The 15,456-nt window shown below is 46.3% G+C and carries 14 protein-coding genes; all 14 read left to right on the forward strand.

From position 1 onward, the window contains the following. Positions 1-16 precede the first annotated feature (16 nt). The 14 genes from cobD (at position 17) to A8709_RS32260 (ending at position 15,387) form a co-directional block, all read left to right on the forward strand. A complete protein-coding gene (gene cobD / locus A8709_RS32195) occupies positions 17-1,129 on the forward strand; it encodes a threonine-phosphate decarboxylase CobD (protein ID WP_065859023.1) in 1,113 nt (370 codons plus the stop codon). Continuing rightward, the gene (locus A8709_RS32200) at positions 1,122-2,732 is read left to right on the forward strand and encodes a cobyric acid synthase (RefSeq protein WP_065859025.1); all 1,611 of its coding nucleotides are present in this window, start codon (positions 1,122-1,124) and stop codon (positions 2,730-2,732) included. Before cobD ends, A8709_RS32200 begins: the two co-directional genes overlap by 8 nt. A 1-nt stretch (position 2,733) precedes the next feature. Continuing rightward, the gene (locus tag A8709_RS32205) at positions 2,734-3,303 is read left to right on the forward strand and encodes a cob(I)yrinic acid a,c-diamide adenosyltransferase (protein ID WP_065859027.1); all 570 of its coding nucleotides are present in this window, start codon (positions 2,734-2,736) and stop codon (positions 3,301-3,303) included. Further along, positions 3,300-4,241, forward strand: a complete 942-nt coding sequence (locus A8709_RS32210; RefSeq protein WP_065859029.1) for an RluA family pseudouridine synthase — start codon at positions 3,300-3,302, stop codon at positions 4,239-4,241. The genes A8709_RS32205 and A8709_RS32210 overlap by 4 nt, the downstream gene beginning before the upstream one ends. Before the next feature lie 128 nt (positions 4,242-4,369). Next, positions 4,370-4,735, forward strand: a complete 366-nt coding sequence (locus tag A8709_RS32215) for an arsenate reductase family protein (RefSeq protein WP_065859030.1) — start codon at positions 4,370-4,372, stop codon at positions 4,733-4,735. A gap of 7 nt (positions 4,736-4,742) precedes the next feature. After that, positions 4,743-5,843 (forward strand): site-2 protease family protein, encoded by a 1,101-nt coding sequence (locus A8709_RS32220; RefSeq protein ID WP_065859032.1) that lies wholly within the window; start codon positions 4,743-4,745, stop codon positions 5,841-5,843. Positions 5,844-5,869: 26 nt separating this feature from the next. Then, positions 5,870-7,045 carry an aminotransferase class I/II-fold pyridoxal phosphate-dependent enzyme gene (locus tag A8709_RS32225; RefSeq protein WP_065859034.1) on the forward strand — a complete coding sequence of 392 codons (1,176 nt, stop codon included), beginning with the start codon at positions 5,870-5,872 and terminating at the stop codon, positions 7,043-7,045. A 91-nt stretch (positions 7,046-7,136) separates the two neighbouring features. After that, a complete protein-coding gene (locus tag A8709_RS32230; RefSeq protein WP_065859036.1) occupies positions 7,137-8,303 on the forward strand; it encodes a DNA sulfur modification protein DndB in 1,167 nt (388 codons plus the stop codon). Then, the gene (locus tag A8709_RS32235) at positions 8,303-9,478 is read left to right on the forward strand and encodes a DNA sulfur modification protein DndB (protein WP_065859038.1); all 1,176 of its coding nucleotides are present in this window, start codon (positions 8,303-8,305) and stop codon (positions 9,476-9,478) included. Before A8709_RS32230 ends, A8709_RS32235 begins: the two co-directional genes overlap by 1 nt. Before the next feature lie 236 nt (positions 9,479-9,714). Continuing rightward, positions 9,715-9,906 carry a hypothetical protein gene (locus tag A8709_RS32240; RefSeq protein ID WP_065859040.1) on the forward strand — a complete coding sequence of 64 codons (192 nt, stop codon included), beginning with the start codon at positions 9,715-9,717 and terminating at the stop codon, positions 9,904-9,906. Between the two features lie 167 nt (positions 9,907-10,073). After that, positions 10,074-10,301: a DUF7667 family protein gene (locus tag A8709_RS32245; protein ID WP_065859042.1), complete on the forward strand. Its 228-nt coding sequence runs from the start codon at positions 10,074-10,076 to the stop codon at positions 10,299-10,301. Positions 10,302-10,382: 81 nt separating this feature from the next. After that, positions 10,383-13,673, forward strand: coding sequence for a glycosyltransferase family 39 protein (locus tag A8709_RS32250; RefSeq protein WP_065859044.1), 3,291 nt, complete (start codon positions 10,383-10,385; stop codon positions 13,671-13,673). A gap of 157 nt (positions 13,674-13,830) precedes the next feature. Next, positions 13,831-14,373, forward strand: a complete 543-nt coding sequence (gene ssuE, locus A8709_RS32255; RefSeq protein WP_065859046.1) for an NADPH-dependent FMN reductase — start codon at positions 13,831-13,833, stop codon at positions 14,371-14,373. A gap of 138 nt (positions 14,374-14,511) precedes the next feature. Beyond that, positions 14,512-15,387 carry a 5'-3' exonuclease gene (locus A8709_RS32260; protein WP_425262367.1) on the forward strand — a complete coding sequence of 292 codons (876 nt, stop codon included), beginning with the start codon at positions 14,512-14,514 and terminating at the stop codon, positions 15,385-15,387. The last annotated feature ends 69 nt before the right edge of the window (positions 15,388-15,456 follow it).

Consider the following 15,456-nt stretch of genomic DNA (forward strand, 5'->3'; position numbering starts at 1 on the left):
GAAAGGAGTGACTATGATGTTGGAGCGATACGGCCATGGCGGTGATTTATGGACGGCAGCGGAAGCCTTTGGACGGCCGAAGGAGCAATTTCTGGACTACAGTTCGAATATGAATCCTCTTGGGCCGCCCGAGGTAGTCAAGCAGATTTTGATAGAGAGCTGGCGTGATATTGTCAAATATCCAGATCCTGCTGTTCGTGAACTGAGGCAGAAGCTGTCCCAGAAATACGAGATCGATCCCGAAAGTATTTTGGTTGGAAACGGGGCTGCAGAGCTCATTGATCTGATTATTCGCGTGTTAAAGCCGACGACTACAGGGCTTGCTAGGCCATCTTTTAGCGAGTATGAGGAGGCGGTTCACAAAGTAGAGGGCGGGCTCATTAGCCTTCCTTTGTTCCCTCAGCACCAATTCGAGCTTCAGTGGCAAGACGTGGAAGCCTCGCTTACTGCGCTAGATATACTTTTCCTCGGTCATCCCAACAATCCGACTGGGAGAATTCTTTCTTCGTCGATCGTCTCGCATCTACTAGGGAGTGGACGCAAGCTTGTGCTGGATGAGGCGTTTATGGATTTTGTTCAACAAGAAAAGGAGCACTCGCTGCTCAAGCTTGCCTCCACGTGCCAAGATCTGATCGTCATCCGTTCCATGACTAAATTCTATTCGATTCCCGGCATTCGCCTAGGCTTTGTAGTAGCTCATCCTGATCTTATCGCGCAGCTGCGCTATCAACAGGTGCAATGGAGTGTGAATTATCTCGCACAACGTATTGGGGCTGCGGTACTGGAAGATGAGTCTTTTGAGCAGTCCACGAGAGAGTGGCTTCAGATAGAGAAACCGTGGTTGATGGCGGAGCTTAGCCGGTTAGGGTTGGATGTGGTGCCGAGTGATGTGAATTTTCTGCTGTTTGCGTTTCCAGAATCGAGTGGAAAGACTGTCAAACAAGCGCAGCAATATATGGGACATCAAGGGATTCTCATTCGCGATGCCTCGCTTTTTGAAGGATTGAATGAACGGTATTGTCGTGTAGCGATCCGTCTCCGTGAGGATAACGAACGGCTGATTCAAGTCTTAAGCAACTTCATGCGCGATGTATATCCGATTGGAGAGGAGGGGGTTCTCAATGAGTAACCGTGCGGAGCAAGCTTCGGTATTGATGATTCAAGGCACGGCATCCGACGTTGGCAAAAGTATTCTTACGGCAGCACTTTGCCGTATTTTCACGCAAGATGGCTGGCAGACGGCCCCTTTTAAATCACAAAACATGTCTCTTAACTCTTATATCACCTTCGATGGTAAAGAGATTGGCAGGGCTCAAGGTGTGCAGGCGGATGCTTGCCGGATTGCGGCTACGACCGATATGAATCCGATTCTGCTGAAGCCTAAGCAAGATATGGTGGCACAAGTGGTTGTGCATGGAAAGCCGTATGCTGATCTGGATGCAAGAACGTATCGTGAATCGTATTTGCCCAAAGCAGAAGTCATCGTGAAAGATGCCTTAGCGCGACTGCGGAGCCAATACGACTTGGTTGTCTTGGAAGGTGCTGGGAGCCCAGCCGAGGTGAATTTGAAAGATCGCGACATTGTGAACATGAGGCTGGCCGGTTGGGCAGATTCGCCGGTTCTGCTCGTTGCCGATATTGATCGTGGCGGGGTTTTTGCTTCGATTGTAGGGACGCTCGAGATCCTGACTCCCGAGGAAAGAGATCGTGTGAAAGGATTTATTATTAATAAATTTCGTGGCGATGTCAGTTTGTTGAAACCCGGCTTGGATTGGCTGGAGGAGCGGACTGGTAAGCCGGTTCTTGGTGTTATCCCTTATCTACAGCAGCTTGGCATTGAAGATGAGGATTCAGCGTCTTTGGATTCCAAAAGGGCACAGCGTAATAGGTTTACAGATGACCTCATGAAACGTCCTGATCAACTGGATATCGCTGTGATTCGCTTGCCTCGTCTTTCGAACTTTACTGACTTTGATCCGCTGCAAGAGGAATCAGATGTACATTTTCGCTACATCGACCATCTTGCGGATTGGGGAGAGCCAGATGTGATTCTGTTGCCTGGCAGCAAGAATACGATGGAAGACCTACATTACCTCAAGGAATCGGGCTTGGCGGCGCGAGTGACCTCTTTTGTGCAGGAGGAAGGTGGTCATGTTGTAGGTATTTGTGCGGGATACCAGATGCTTGGGGTCACGCTTTCAGATCCTGGCCGGTACGAATCGGAGCATGAAGCGCTCGAGGGCTTGGGGTTGCTGCCTACGGAAACTATGTTTACGTCAGATAAACGAACGGTTCGGGTGCAGGGTGTCAGTACCCTTTTCGCTGGGGAACGTTTGGAAATTGCTATCGATGGTTATGAAATTCATATGGGGCGTACCCATTATAAGCAAGATAGTATGGCTCCATTTCGGATTACGGCACAAAGTGGTACGAATTCCCATCATCCTTTAGGATCACAGCAATTGCATGATGACGGCGCTGCCTCCTCAGACGGACGTGTATGGGGCACCTACATTCATGGTATTCTGCATAATGATGATTTTCGTAGAGCATGGTTAAATCGCATTCGCGCGAACAAAGGATTATCCCCGATCTCAGAGGGACTGCGATATAAAGAACGGCGTGAGGCGGCATTTGATCGATTGGCTGAACATGTGAGGCATTACTTGGATATGTCGCGCATCTATGAGATGATGGGAGTATCTAAGCCTACGAAAATGGAGGGTATCTGAGATGAAAATATATACGCGCACAGGAGATGCTGGGCAAACCGGTGTGATTGGCGGTCGTGTGGATAAAGATGATGATCGGGTTGAAGCTTATGGCACAACAGATGAACTGAACAGCTTCCTTGGTCAAGCGATGAGCTTCATGGATTCACAGAAATACCCGGATTTATTGCCAGATTTGCTGCAGGTGCAGCATGAGCTGTTTGATTGCGGATCAGATTTGGCGCTTCTGAAGCAGGATCTCCGTCCTTATAAAGTAACAGCAGATATGGTAGATGCACTTGAGGTGTGGATTGATAAATACGATGCTGAGACACCGGATATTACACGCTTTATTTTGCCAGGTGGGGGGACGGTATCCTCGACTTTGCATGTATGCCGTACCGTGTGCCGGAGAGCCGAGCGCCTAGTGGTTACACTCGCACGCACGCAGGAGATTAATCCGGAGGTACGCCGCTATTTGAACCGATTGTCGGACTTTTTCTTTACGATCGCCCGCACTGCGAATTTCCGTGAGGGAATTGCTGATGTGGAATATATCCGTAGTGCTGAGGTGTTTAAACGTAAATCATGAGCTACTATGAACCCTTAGTATACGTTGTGCCGGAAGAGGAAGAAGGCTTCATTCTCAAAACGGTGCTGCAAAAAAGATTGATGGTCTCCCGTAAATTGTTATCCCGTATTAAGCTGACAGAGCGTGGGATTACGGTAAATGGGGAACGCCAGTATATCAATATCAAAGTCAAAGCAGGCGACCGTGTGGAAATTCGCATGGAAGAGGAGCAATCGGAGGATATCCTGCCTCAGGATCTCCCCCTGCACATTCTCCACGAAGATGAGCATCTGCTTATTCTTGCCAAAGATGCGGGGATTATCGTTCATCCGACGCATGGTCATTACACGAATACGATCGCGAATGGCGTAGTGTATCATTGGCAGCAAGCGGGAATCACGTGCCGTTTCCGTCCGGTACATCGCCTGGACCAAGAAACTTCGGGCGTTCTGGCCATTGCGAAGACACCTTATGTGCATCAACAAATTTCCGAACAGATGATTCAGCATCAGGTGAAAAAAGAGTATCTTGCGTTCGTATGGGGTACGCTCACTTCACCGAATGGGACGATCAATGAGCCCATTGATCGTGACCCGGATCAGCCTCATGTTCGGATTGTTCGAGAGGATGGCTATGCGGCTGTGACTCATTATGAGGTCGTCAAACATTTCGCAAAGGCGACACTCGTTCGCATTTGGCTTGAAACCGGCCGGACACATCAAATTCGCGTGCATATGCGGCACTTAGGGCATCCACTGCTTGGTGACAAGATGTACACGTTGCCCCAGTATGAGGAGCTTGCTGCTGATCTTGAAGTCAGTGGACGTTTGGATCGGCAAGCACTGCATGCGTTTAAATTGGCTTTTGTACATCCAGGTACGAGGGAATGGACGGAATTTCATGCCCCTTTACCTGCTGATTTATCCGAATTGGAGCAATGGTTGACGTTGAGCAGGTAAATTCATAAAAACCATGCCAATTTACGGATGGTTTTTATTTACAATTACTTGACTTTCCTTGTCAATTAGCCCAAAATTTTAAGTAGTTCTATTTAGATTATCATACGGCATAAAGGAGTTATTACAACGTGGGTGTTACAGTGTATGGTTACGATAAATGCGGGACATGCCGTAGTACAATAAAATGGCTGAAGGCGCATGAGATTGAGATTAAAGACAACGTTCCCTTATTCGAAACGCCGCCTACGGCGACAGAACTAGCGGAATTGCTAAAGCTTAGCGGTCTTGAGATCAAGAAGTTTTTCAATACATCTGGTGAAGTATATAAAGAGATGAACTTGAAAGACAAGCTGCCAGGCATGTCGCAAGAGCAGATGCTTGAACTATTAGCTTCTAATGGCAGATTAATTAAGCGCCCTATCGTAACGGATGGTCATCAAGTAACGGTTGGTTTCAAGGAAGATGTGTTTGAGGACGTATGGGCAAAGGGGTAATGTAAACATGGCAGACAACGAGAAGAAACCAGCACGCAAAAAATCACCCCTCGCCATTGGTGGATTTTTCGCCGTCCTTCTATCCCAAGGGAAGCTGCTCCTTGCTGCTTTGAAGTTTGGTAAGGTTGGCGGCGCCATTATTTCTATGTTTATTACGATCTGGGCTTATGCGTACCTAGCTCCGCTGCCATTTGCAATTGGGCTTGTTGTGATGATACTTATTCACGAACTTGGTCATGTGTTGGCGGCGAAGATGAAAGGGCTACCAGTTTCAGCGCCTGTCTTTATCCCTTTTCTTGGTGCATTGATAACTATGAAAAAAAATCCGAGTGATGCCGCCACAGAAGCCTTCATCGGTATTGGCGGTCCGATCCTTGGCACCGTCGGCGGGGTTGCCGCTTTTGGCTTAGGTGTATATTTGGATTCGGGTGTGATCGTATCTGTCGCTTATGCGGCATTTTACCTCAATCTAATTAATTTATTGCCGATTCATCCGTTAGATGGCGGTCGAATCTCGACAGCGGTGACTCGCTGGTTGTGGGCACTTGGTTTGATTGGTGGACTCGTCTTCATTATCTATATTCATAACTATGTTAATAAGCTGATCTTTTTTGTCATTTGGGCTATGTTTGCTTGGGATCTCTACAAAAAGTTTGTCAGATACCGGAACAAGGAAGAACGTGTAACTGTGGCTACTCGCTTTGAATTTGCCGCCAATCATTTGTTGCAGCAAGGGTACATGATCCCAGGCGAGAATCACACACGTGACTTGGCATTCAAGACCTATTCAGATCTACAAGGTCCTGGAGCGGGCCGGCAAACATTGACGATGGAATGGCAAGGTATTGGTTTTGAGGGGCATGCCTATATGCCTGTGCAGTCGCTTATCCGACGTGTTCAATTAGTCAAGGTTGAACAACTGAATAAAGAAGACGGCTTCTACCTAGGGCTTCAAGTTCAAGTCGAATATACCCCGCTCGGGATACAGGAAAGCTATTATGATGTGCCGGCACGAACACGCTGGAAGTTTGGTATCGCCTATTTGGTCTTAATCTTGTTTTTACTTTATATGATCAGACTTGTTCATCAAGTCGGAATCCTAGCATGACTAACATATTAATGAGGAAGTAACCCATGACATTTAAAGGATCGCAACGATTGCAACAACTCGGCTCGGCTATATTTTCAGAAGTAGCAGAATGGAAGAGAGAGGTTATGAACCAAGGGGTGGACGTCATAGATTTAGGTATAGGAAGCCCTGATCTCCCGCCTTCCTCGCGAATTCTGGATGCGATGGCTAACGCTGTTCGGACACCGGCACATTATGGATATCCGTCCTCTGAAGGCAGCCTAGCCTTTCGAGAAGCTGTCGCCAAATGGTATCAGTATCGTTTCGGCGTTGACCTTGATGCTGAGACTGAAATCTTAACTTTAATGGGCTCACAAGACGGGCTCGCTCACTTAGCGCTTTCACTCTGTGATCCAGGAGATATCGCCATTGTCCCTGATCCAGGTTATCCTATATATTCGGCAAGTCTCGTGCTGGCGGGAGTAGAGCCTTATTTATTACCGCTGCGCGCCGTACATGATTTTTTACCCCAACTAGAGGACATCCCAGATGACGTGGCTGCGAAAGCAAAATTCATCTTGTTAAACTATCCCAGCAATCCGTTATCTGCTGTTGCAGATCGTGCATTCTTTGAGCATTTAATCGGCTATGCGAAGAAGCATGATTTGCTTGTAGTACACGATCTAGCCTATTCTGAAATGGCTTTTGACGGCTATAAGCCGATGAGCATTTTGGAGATCGAAGGCGCTAAGGAGGTTGCCATTGAATTCCATTCTTTGTCCAAAAGCTTCAATATGGCTGGCTGTCGCATCGCGTTCCTCACGGGTCATGCGGATGCGGTCAAAGCACTGAAAACGCTGAAGTCGAATATTGATTATGGTGTGTTCGGAGCTATTCAAGCAGCAGGTATTGCAGCATTAGAGGAGGACATGGAAAACGATCATTCTGTCTCAAGTGTTTATGAGAAAAGACGAAATGTGTTTATTTCGGCATTAAACGATGCGGGTTGGATCATTCCGCCACCGAAAGCAACGATGTTTATTTGGGCTCCGATACCAAAAGGTTGGACGTCTCGACAAATTTCCCGGGAAATGTTATTTCAGACAGGTGTGGTAGTTATTCCTGGCGATGCATTTGGCGCGGAAGGAGAAGGTTTTGTCCGTATTGCTTTAGTGCAAAATGAAGCTCGATTACTTGAGGCAGCAGGGCGTATAGGAGATTGGCTTCGAACCTTAGAATGAAAGTTAGAGATTTTGGTAAAAATAGGAGAATGAGAGACATATGTTGTTGTAAGGTGATTTTGAAAATTTATACGTTGAAAGGGGTAAGCATATGGATGCCATTTCCTCACTATCGGAACTATTAGCTGATCAGAAGCCATCGTCGTTCGTAGAAATTCCCGGAATTCTAGGACAGACGTTTGGGCAAGCAACAATTGCTGCTACATTACCAATAAGTAAACTATTTTCTATCTTTGAGGTAGATTTAGAAGTACAGCGTGCGATCATCCCACGTAATCTCTCAAAGCTGATTGACTACGTCAATTTATATTTAGAGGATCGCCAACCGATTTATTTCCCAGGGATTATTTTTTCGGCGAGAGGTGCAGGGTATTACGATGAGGAGCATGGTGCACTTCGTCTTCAACCGATTGAGAAATTGTATGTCGTAGACGGTCAGCATCGTTTAGCTGCGTTCCAACGGATTATGGAAACATTGCAAAGCCAAATGGCTCGTGCGAAGGATCGTCGTGAATACGACAAAATGGAAGAGATTACGGAGAAGCTGCGTCGTTTGTATGCGTTCCCGATCTCGACCATGACTTATTTAGACATTAATGCACGTCAAGAACGTCAATTGTTCTCTGACATTAATAAGCTTCCTCGTAAACTTGGCGGTAACTTGGCCGTGCTGCGCGATCAACGCAGATTCTATCATGTAGCTGCAACTGAGCTTGCAGCCAAAGCGCCTGCGATGCAGAAGTTGACCGTCGATATGTTCTCTGAACGCGGGAAATCGCCAGAGTACTTGTTCTCCTACCATTTGTTGATTGAGATTCTGGTTGGCTTGTTCGAAGGCCGGATGAAATCAGCAGCTCGGAATAACAACTATCAATACGCGGACAAAGATCTGCAAGAACTCGTTTCGCTTGCAGGTGGTTATTTTAACGGACTATTAACTCACTTGCCTTCTCCAACAAAGGGTGAGATTGTGTGGTCCGAGAATATTCAGATCGCGCTTGCGCTGTTCATGCACGAAGAAGCAACGAAAACAGGCAGCTTCAATCGCTATGCGCTTGAGCATGCCCTCAAAATATTGCCGCACGTGAACTGGAATAGTATCTATGCAGGTGAAGAGAAAGATCGTTTGCCAAGACGCACACGTATTATGAAGGCTTATAATCACATTAAGAGCTTCTACCAAGAGCAAAATGCCTTCCTAATCAGTGATGCCGAAGACTATAAGGCTAGCTTTGCGAATAAGGAGGATGTGAGCTAATGGAAGGATTACGCCTAAAAATGACCATTCATCCTTTCTGCGAAAAGTTCGGTCTTGCTACCGTGGCTTTGCGCGTTCAGGATCTGCTTAACTATACGATGATCGATCCGATGGTTCAACGGAAGCTGAGCAATATGCAGCGCCGGAAGATTTCGACGTATTTGCAAGAGCGTGAATTGGACCATGTCTTCTTCGGTCCTGTTACTTTATCGCTTCGTGAAGTGAACCAGTTGTCCAAAGGGGCAAAGGAATTCCTTTTGAGACATGGCTCGAAGCTTTCTATCCTTGATGGTCAGCATCGAATTCTTGCGCTTGGTTATGTTAATGATCAGATGCAGAAGGAAGTCAGACGCTATGAAAAGAAGCTGGCTCTGCTTAAGATCAAGCAACGGAAATTCGCAGATGATGCTGAAATCAAGCAAGAAGTAGAAGAAACTGAGGGCACGATTAATCAGCTGGAAGGCAGACGTTTGGACCTTATGGAAACACAGCTTGCTGTGCAAATCTATATTGGTTTAACCGAAGAAGAAGAGCAACAGCTGTTCGGCGATATCAACTCCAAAGTGCAGCTAGTGAGTAAGGAGCTTGGCCACTCTTTCGATTCCATTGACCCACTTAATCTCGTTATCCAGCAGGTTGTGGATCACAATGTGTATCTTAAAGCGGCAGGTGTGGAGAGAAGAAGTAATCTGACTTCCTTTAACCGTAACTTTACTTGCTTCAGCTGGTTGTACGCGACGGCGACCATGCTATTCTCTGGCAGAATGCAGCCTTCCTATGAGCTTCAACGTAAGATTCGTCATGATCCTTCCACCTATGTGGAAATCTTGCATCAATTCTTCAATACGATTCTACCTATGATGCCAGAGCAGCCAGGTTTGGCGCAATATACGTCTGCGAACCGCGTTATTCAAGAGAGTATTGCTCTCTATGCGAATCGCTTCTTGTTCCCGAATGGTGAGTATAACGAAGAGTGGACGCAGTCCTTACAACTCCTAGATGGCTTCGATTGGTCACATGACAACGAAGAATTAATCTATGTATTTGGTTCATTAGATAACGGAAAAATCAATCTCATTCACGAGAAATCGTTGAAAAAGCACGTGAAACTCGTACAATTCTTCCTCGAAGGCACAGACGCAGCAAGTGATTCGGAAGAAGAATCCACAGCCTAATGCTAAGAAACGAGAACCTTTCTACCTCAATGACAATTGAGATAGGAAGGTTTTTTTCGTTTTGACTAGATCGGTGTCCAAGCTTTACATAGAGAAGAAGTCTAGCATTTCAGCCTGATATCCTTCAGGCATGTCCCCGAATCTTAAAATATACGCATGCTAGTCTTCATTCGTCTATATCAAAAAGTAAAAGCTAGAATACAATATCGTATAAAGCTTGAAGGGAGGAAATCACAATGAATTGCTCCGTATATGCAACATTGGCACACGTTGGTCTTGGTACTTTTATTACGATTCACGCAGGGACAACTCCTAACCATTCTGGAAAATTTCTTGGTATCCAACATGGCAACGTAGTTATTGTTAGTAATGGTGGTACGATTTTCTACTACCCAGTAGATAGAATTGATGTTATTCACATCCCTTAATTATCTCAATATACGTCTCTTAGAAAAGCAAGTGAGTGGTCGAGCTCGCTTGCTTTCTTTTCATTCCTTGCGGATCATTATTGCATGTGAGAGAAAGGTTTTGGCTTTCTTTACTTTGTCCATACTAGATATGGAAGCGACTTCACGGAGCAGGGGGCATAAGAACTATGTTAGCGGTTCACCAACGTATGGCGGAGTTATGGACACTACGCAGAGCACGAGAGTTGACTCAGGTTGAACAAGAAGAGTTAATGCTGTGCATGGAAGCTAACGCTACTTATGTATGGAACCGGTTAAAACTTGAAAATTTATCGCTTTGTGCCTCCATAACAGGGGACTATGACTGGTTGCATGACATTTGTGAGCGCATCGAAAAGATTGAACCAAAGCACTGACCTAGGGTCGGTGCTTTTTTCCTTTTCTGCAAGAGTGTGGACAGGTATAATAAGGATAGTTCACTGCTAAGGAGATGTCTCATGGCAAGCTGGTTTAAGCAAAAGGGAGTAGCTCCCAATACTTACTTTCTACTAGGATTCATGATTCTGATTGCTCTCATACTTAGACTTGTTTTGGCGCCCATATGGGTAGGCTACGATACGGATGTAAGAACGTTCATGGCATGGGCGGATCGTGCCTATACGGTCGGTTTAAATGACTTATACACGAATGCCAAGGATTATTTCCTCGACTATCCCCCGGGTTACATGTATGTGCTATATCTGGTGGGCTTATTGCATCATAAGCTGTCTATTCCTTGGGAGAGCGGGAGCTCCTTGCTCATCCTTAAGCTCCCATCCATCCTTGCGGATCTGGGAACCGTCTATCTGCTGTTCCGATTAGCGATCAGCAAACGTGAAGGGGCACGGACCTGGGTGCAGGCGTTATGGATTGCCGGCCTTTTTGCGTTCAATCCGGCGATCTGGGCGAATTCTGCGGTATGGGGACAGGTGGATTCCTTCTTCATGTTGTTTATTGTTGCGACACTATTAATGCAAATGAAGGGAAAATTGCCGCAGGCCGCCTTCTTTATTGCACTTGCGCTCTTGCTGAAGCCGCAGGCGCTGCTCTTTGGCCTTTTTCTGCTCATCGACGTCATACGGACGCGTAAACCGATGGTATGGCTTTTGAGCGTTCTGACCGGCGTGGCGACAATGGCCGTGCTTGCACTTCCTTTTGCAGTAGGCAGAGGCTATGGTTGGATGATTAGCTTGTATTCAGGTACGTTAGCTTCCTATCCGTATGGTTCTCTCAATGCCTTCAATGTGATAGCGCTCTTAGGCGGCAATTTCATAGACATCAATAGCGGTTTCTGGCACCTGTCTTACCAATGGATAGGGCTTGTGCTAATGGGCCTGTCAATCATATATGTTTGCTTTCTGTACACGGTTGGCAGGGAGCGGCGCGGCGTGGTTTTGTATGCGTCGTTCTTATTTATTACAGCGGTCTTTATGTGTATGACCAAAATGCACGAGCGCTACTTACACTACGGACTCTTGCTTGCTTTAGTCAGTTATATTTATATCAAGGATCGCCGGATCTTATGGCTTTTCATCGGTTTTAGTATTACGCACTTTATCAATATTGGCGATGTGCTTCTGCGGAGCTTCCATCAGGACTATCACATACCTAGGTATGATCCGTTGATGCTGACCATTTCGGCGATCAATGTTATGATGTTTATTTATGCATGTACATTAGGATGGAGGCTTTTCGTGAAATCAGATCAGGATGGACATATGGAGGAGACAAAACCTCCGACAGATCAATATACAGCGCTGGACAAGGATCAGATCGAAGAGAATCTATTGGCAAATGATACGAGCAGCCCTAGGAATATCAGAGAGACCGCGCTCTGGAAGGCTATCTTTCATCCAACGGAGGATCGGGTTGAAAGAAGTCCCCGCGGGCGCTTTTTCTCCAAAAAGGATGTCCTGTATTTAGGCGCACTCGTGGTGGTCTATACGATTATTGCCTTGTTCCATCTGGGGGGACATAAGGATCCTACAACATTCTGGAAGCCGACGAATGCAGGGGAGACCGTCATTGCTGATCTCGGCGGCCCGCATCAGATTACGCGTATCAATAGCTTTGCTGGTGTTGGTGAAGGAGCGTATTCGTATTGGTTCTCCAAAGATGGCGAGCAATGGCAGGATGCCATGCCTGTGAAATCCGACCACACGAAGGTGTTCACGTGGAATACCGTTGAAGCCAACAAGGAAGCACGGTATGTGAAAATTGTCATCGACACGCAAGAAGGGGCAGCGCTGCATCTCCATGAGATTGGGATTTTCGGGGATGGAGGCACGACACCTTTACCGATTATCGGCGTAAAAGAACAAGATGTTAACTCCGCGGATGAGGGGAAGACCGCTAATTTATTTGACGAACCGAGTGTCGTTCCCTATACGCCAACGTACATGAACGGAACGTACTTTGATGAAATTTATCATGCAAGAACGGCTTACGAGCATCTTCACAAAATCGAGCCATACGAAAGCACGCATCCACCACTCGGCAAAATATTCATTTCACTCGGCATATACATATTCGGGTTAAATCCATTTGGATGGCGTATTATCGGTACGTTGTTCGGCGTTGGCATGATTCCCATCATGTACGTATTCGCCAAGCGCATGTTTGGCCGATCAGAATACGCTTTGATTGCGGCTTTCTTATTTACCTTTGACTTCATGCATTTTGCCCAAACGCGCATTTCTACGATTGATGTGTATGGTGTATTTTTTATCATGCTGATGTTCTATTTCATGTATCGGTATACGACCCTGAGCTTCTTCCGAGAAAAGTTGTGGACCACCTTAATTCCATTAGGTGTTTCTGGATTATTCTTTGGGATCGGCGCCGCGTCCAAATGGATCGTCATTTATGGCGGTGCAGGCTTAGCCTTACTCTTGTTAATTTCCTTATGGGAACGATTCCGAGAGTACCAGTTCGCAAGACGACTGCTTCGTGAGGATCGGCAAGAAGTGCTCGAGACTGAAGCAGGAGCTGAAGCTGTAGTTGAAGATAGCGTAGAGGAAAATGCGGAGAATGAACGTCTATCCGTGGCTGAGACTGCACAACTGCAACGGGTACAGAAGCTTTTTGTGCGAAATACCTTGCTCACCTTACTCTGGTGCGTCTTAACGTTCGTGATCATACCAGCAGGTGTATATACGCTATCTTATATCCCATTCATGATGGTACCAGGTCCTGGTCATGGTCTGAAAGACGTCGTCACCTATCAAAAACATATGTATGATTATCACAAAAATTTAGTCGCGACACATCCGTTCTCCTCACCTTGGTGGGAGTGGCCGATGATGATTCGTCCGATCTGGTATTACCAAGCAAAGCTGATGCCGACGGGCATGCTCTCGAGCATTGTTTCATTCGGTAACCCACTCGTATGGTGGCCTGGCTTTATTGCTGTGTTGTTGGCCTTCTATACCGCAATAACACGTAAGGACAAAATGCTGCGCATGCTGCTGATTGCGTACTGCTCGCAGTATTTACCTTGGATTCTAGTGCCAAGGCTGACATTTATTTATCACTACTTTGCCATGGTGCCGTTCTTAGTCCTGATCTTAACTTATTACATCAAGGACTACTTAGAGAAGGGGCCTGTGCACAAAAGAAGATGGGTATACGGCTATTTGGTTGCCGTCTTCGTGCTATTCGTCTTGTTCTATCCGATCCTATCGGGAATGATCATTCCAGCCAAATACTCGTTCTTTTTACGGTGGATGCCGGGTTGGAATTTCTTTTAAAAGAAAGGGATTGACGTGCCCAATTGGTCATGATACTATAATCCCAAGTGAATTACTATGAATTAAACCGTCGACCAAACAACAGGAGACTCCCACTTTGCATGACAAAGATCAGGGGGTCTTTTCTTTTCACAAATGAAACTGGAGGGTGAATGCAATGGCAAAAGTCGTTATCATTTCAGGCAGTCCAACACCAACTTCCCGCTTACACGGGATCATCGAAATCGCCAAGGATGAGCTTAAACAAGCGGATTTGGAAGTAAACTGGATTAAAGTACGTGATATCCCTGCGGAGGACTTGCTCTATGCGAAGTTCGACAGCGAGGCGATCGTGAATGCGAACAAGCTTGTCGCTGAGGCGGATGCTGTTTTCGTGGCTACGCCTGTCTATAAGGCCTCTTATACCGGTGTATTAAAAGCCTTCCTAGATCTGCTGCCGCAAAAAGGACTGGAGCGAAAAGTCGTTCTTCCTCTAGCTGTTGGTGGAACGATTGCACACTTGCTTGCGATAGATTATGCACTTAAGCCCGTATTATCTGTTCTTGGTGCACAGAACATTCTGCAAGGTGTGTATGTGTTAGATAAACAAGTGACATGGGGCGATCAGGGGCAAGCGATCCTGGATGACGAAATCTCCACAAGATTGAAAGAATCTCTCACGGAATTCATTCAAGAAATCAAATGGCACACGAGCCGCTAACTGCATAAAGATCACGAACCCGGCATTGGTAACTTTTACTGATGGCGGGTTTTTCGTTTCGAGAGCCGCTTTCCCATGCTATACTAGGCGTAACGAAATCATTTTTTCATAGGAATTACTGGAATGGGAGCGATTATGTTGACACAAAATTCATCTGAATCTGTGCTGTTGGTAGATGGCATGGCTTTATTATTTCGCGGTTACTACGCAACTTCATCGAGTGGTTATATCATGAGAACGGATCATGGTGTGCCGATTAACGGTGTATACGGATTTTTGAAATATTTGCTCGATGCGATCGGCACCTTCAAGCCTACGCACGTCGTATGCTGTTGGGATATGGGCAGCAAAACCTTCCGTACAGAGAAGTTCGAAGCTTACAAAGCGAACCGCGGTCCTGCTCCGGAAGAATTGATCCCACAGTTCGACCTTGTGAAAGAGGTAACAGCCAGCTTCAACATTCCGAATGTAGGGGTAGTAGGTTATGAAGCCGATGATTGCATCGGTACGCTAGCTCGTACATACAGCCCTCACATGAAAGTGCAGATTTTGACCGGGGATCATGATATGCTCCAGCTTGTGGAAGAGAATACAGAAGTCATCATTATGAAAAAAGGGCAGTCGAACTACATGGTGTATACGTTGGATACACTGATGGAAGAGAAGAGTCTGACGCCAGCTCAAATCATTGATCTGAAGGGATTAACGGGGGACACCGCGGATAATTACCCTGGGGTTAAAGGGATTGGCGAGAAGACAGCTACGAAACTGCTGAATGAGTATCAGAACATCGCAGGTATCCTTGAGAACTTAGCCGCGCTTCCAAAGGGCGTTCGAGCTAAAATCGAGGCTGAATTGGATATGCTTCATCTATCGCTTGATCTGGCTACGATCCGCTTGGATGCGCCAGTTGCCTGTGCACTTGAAGATTGTGCTTGGGCGATGGAGCGAGAGAAGGTTATAAGCAAATTCGAAGAAATAGCCTATAAAGGGTTAATCAGATTGATCGGATAAGCGATCGATCGACTAAGAGACAGTGCCTACGCCAAGGTACTGTCTTTTTTCTATCTGGACACATAAGCG

Source organism: Paenibacillus pectinilyticus (assembly GCF_001700435.1).
In the GTDB taxonomy this organism is placed as follows: domain Bacteria; phylum Bacillota; class Bacilli; order Paenibacillales; family NBRC-103111; genus Paenibacillus_E; species Paenibacillus_E pectinilyticus.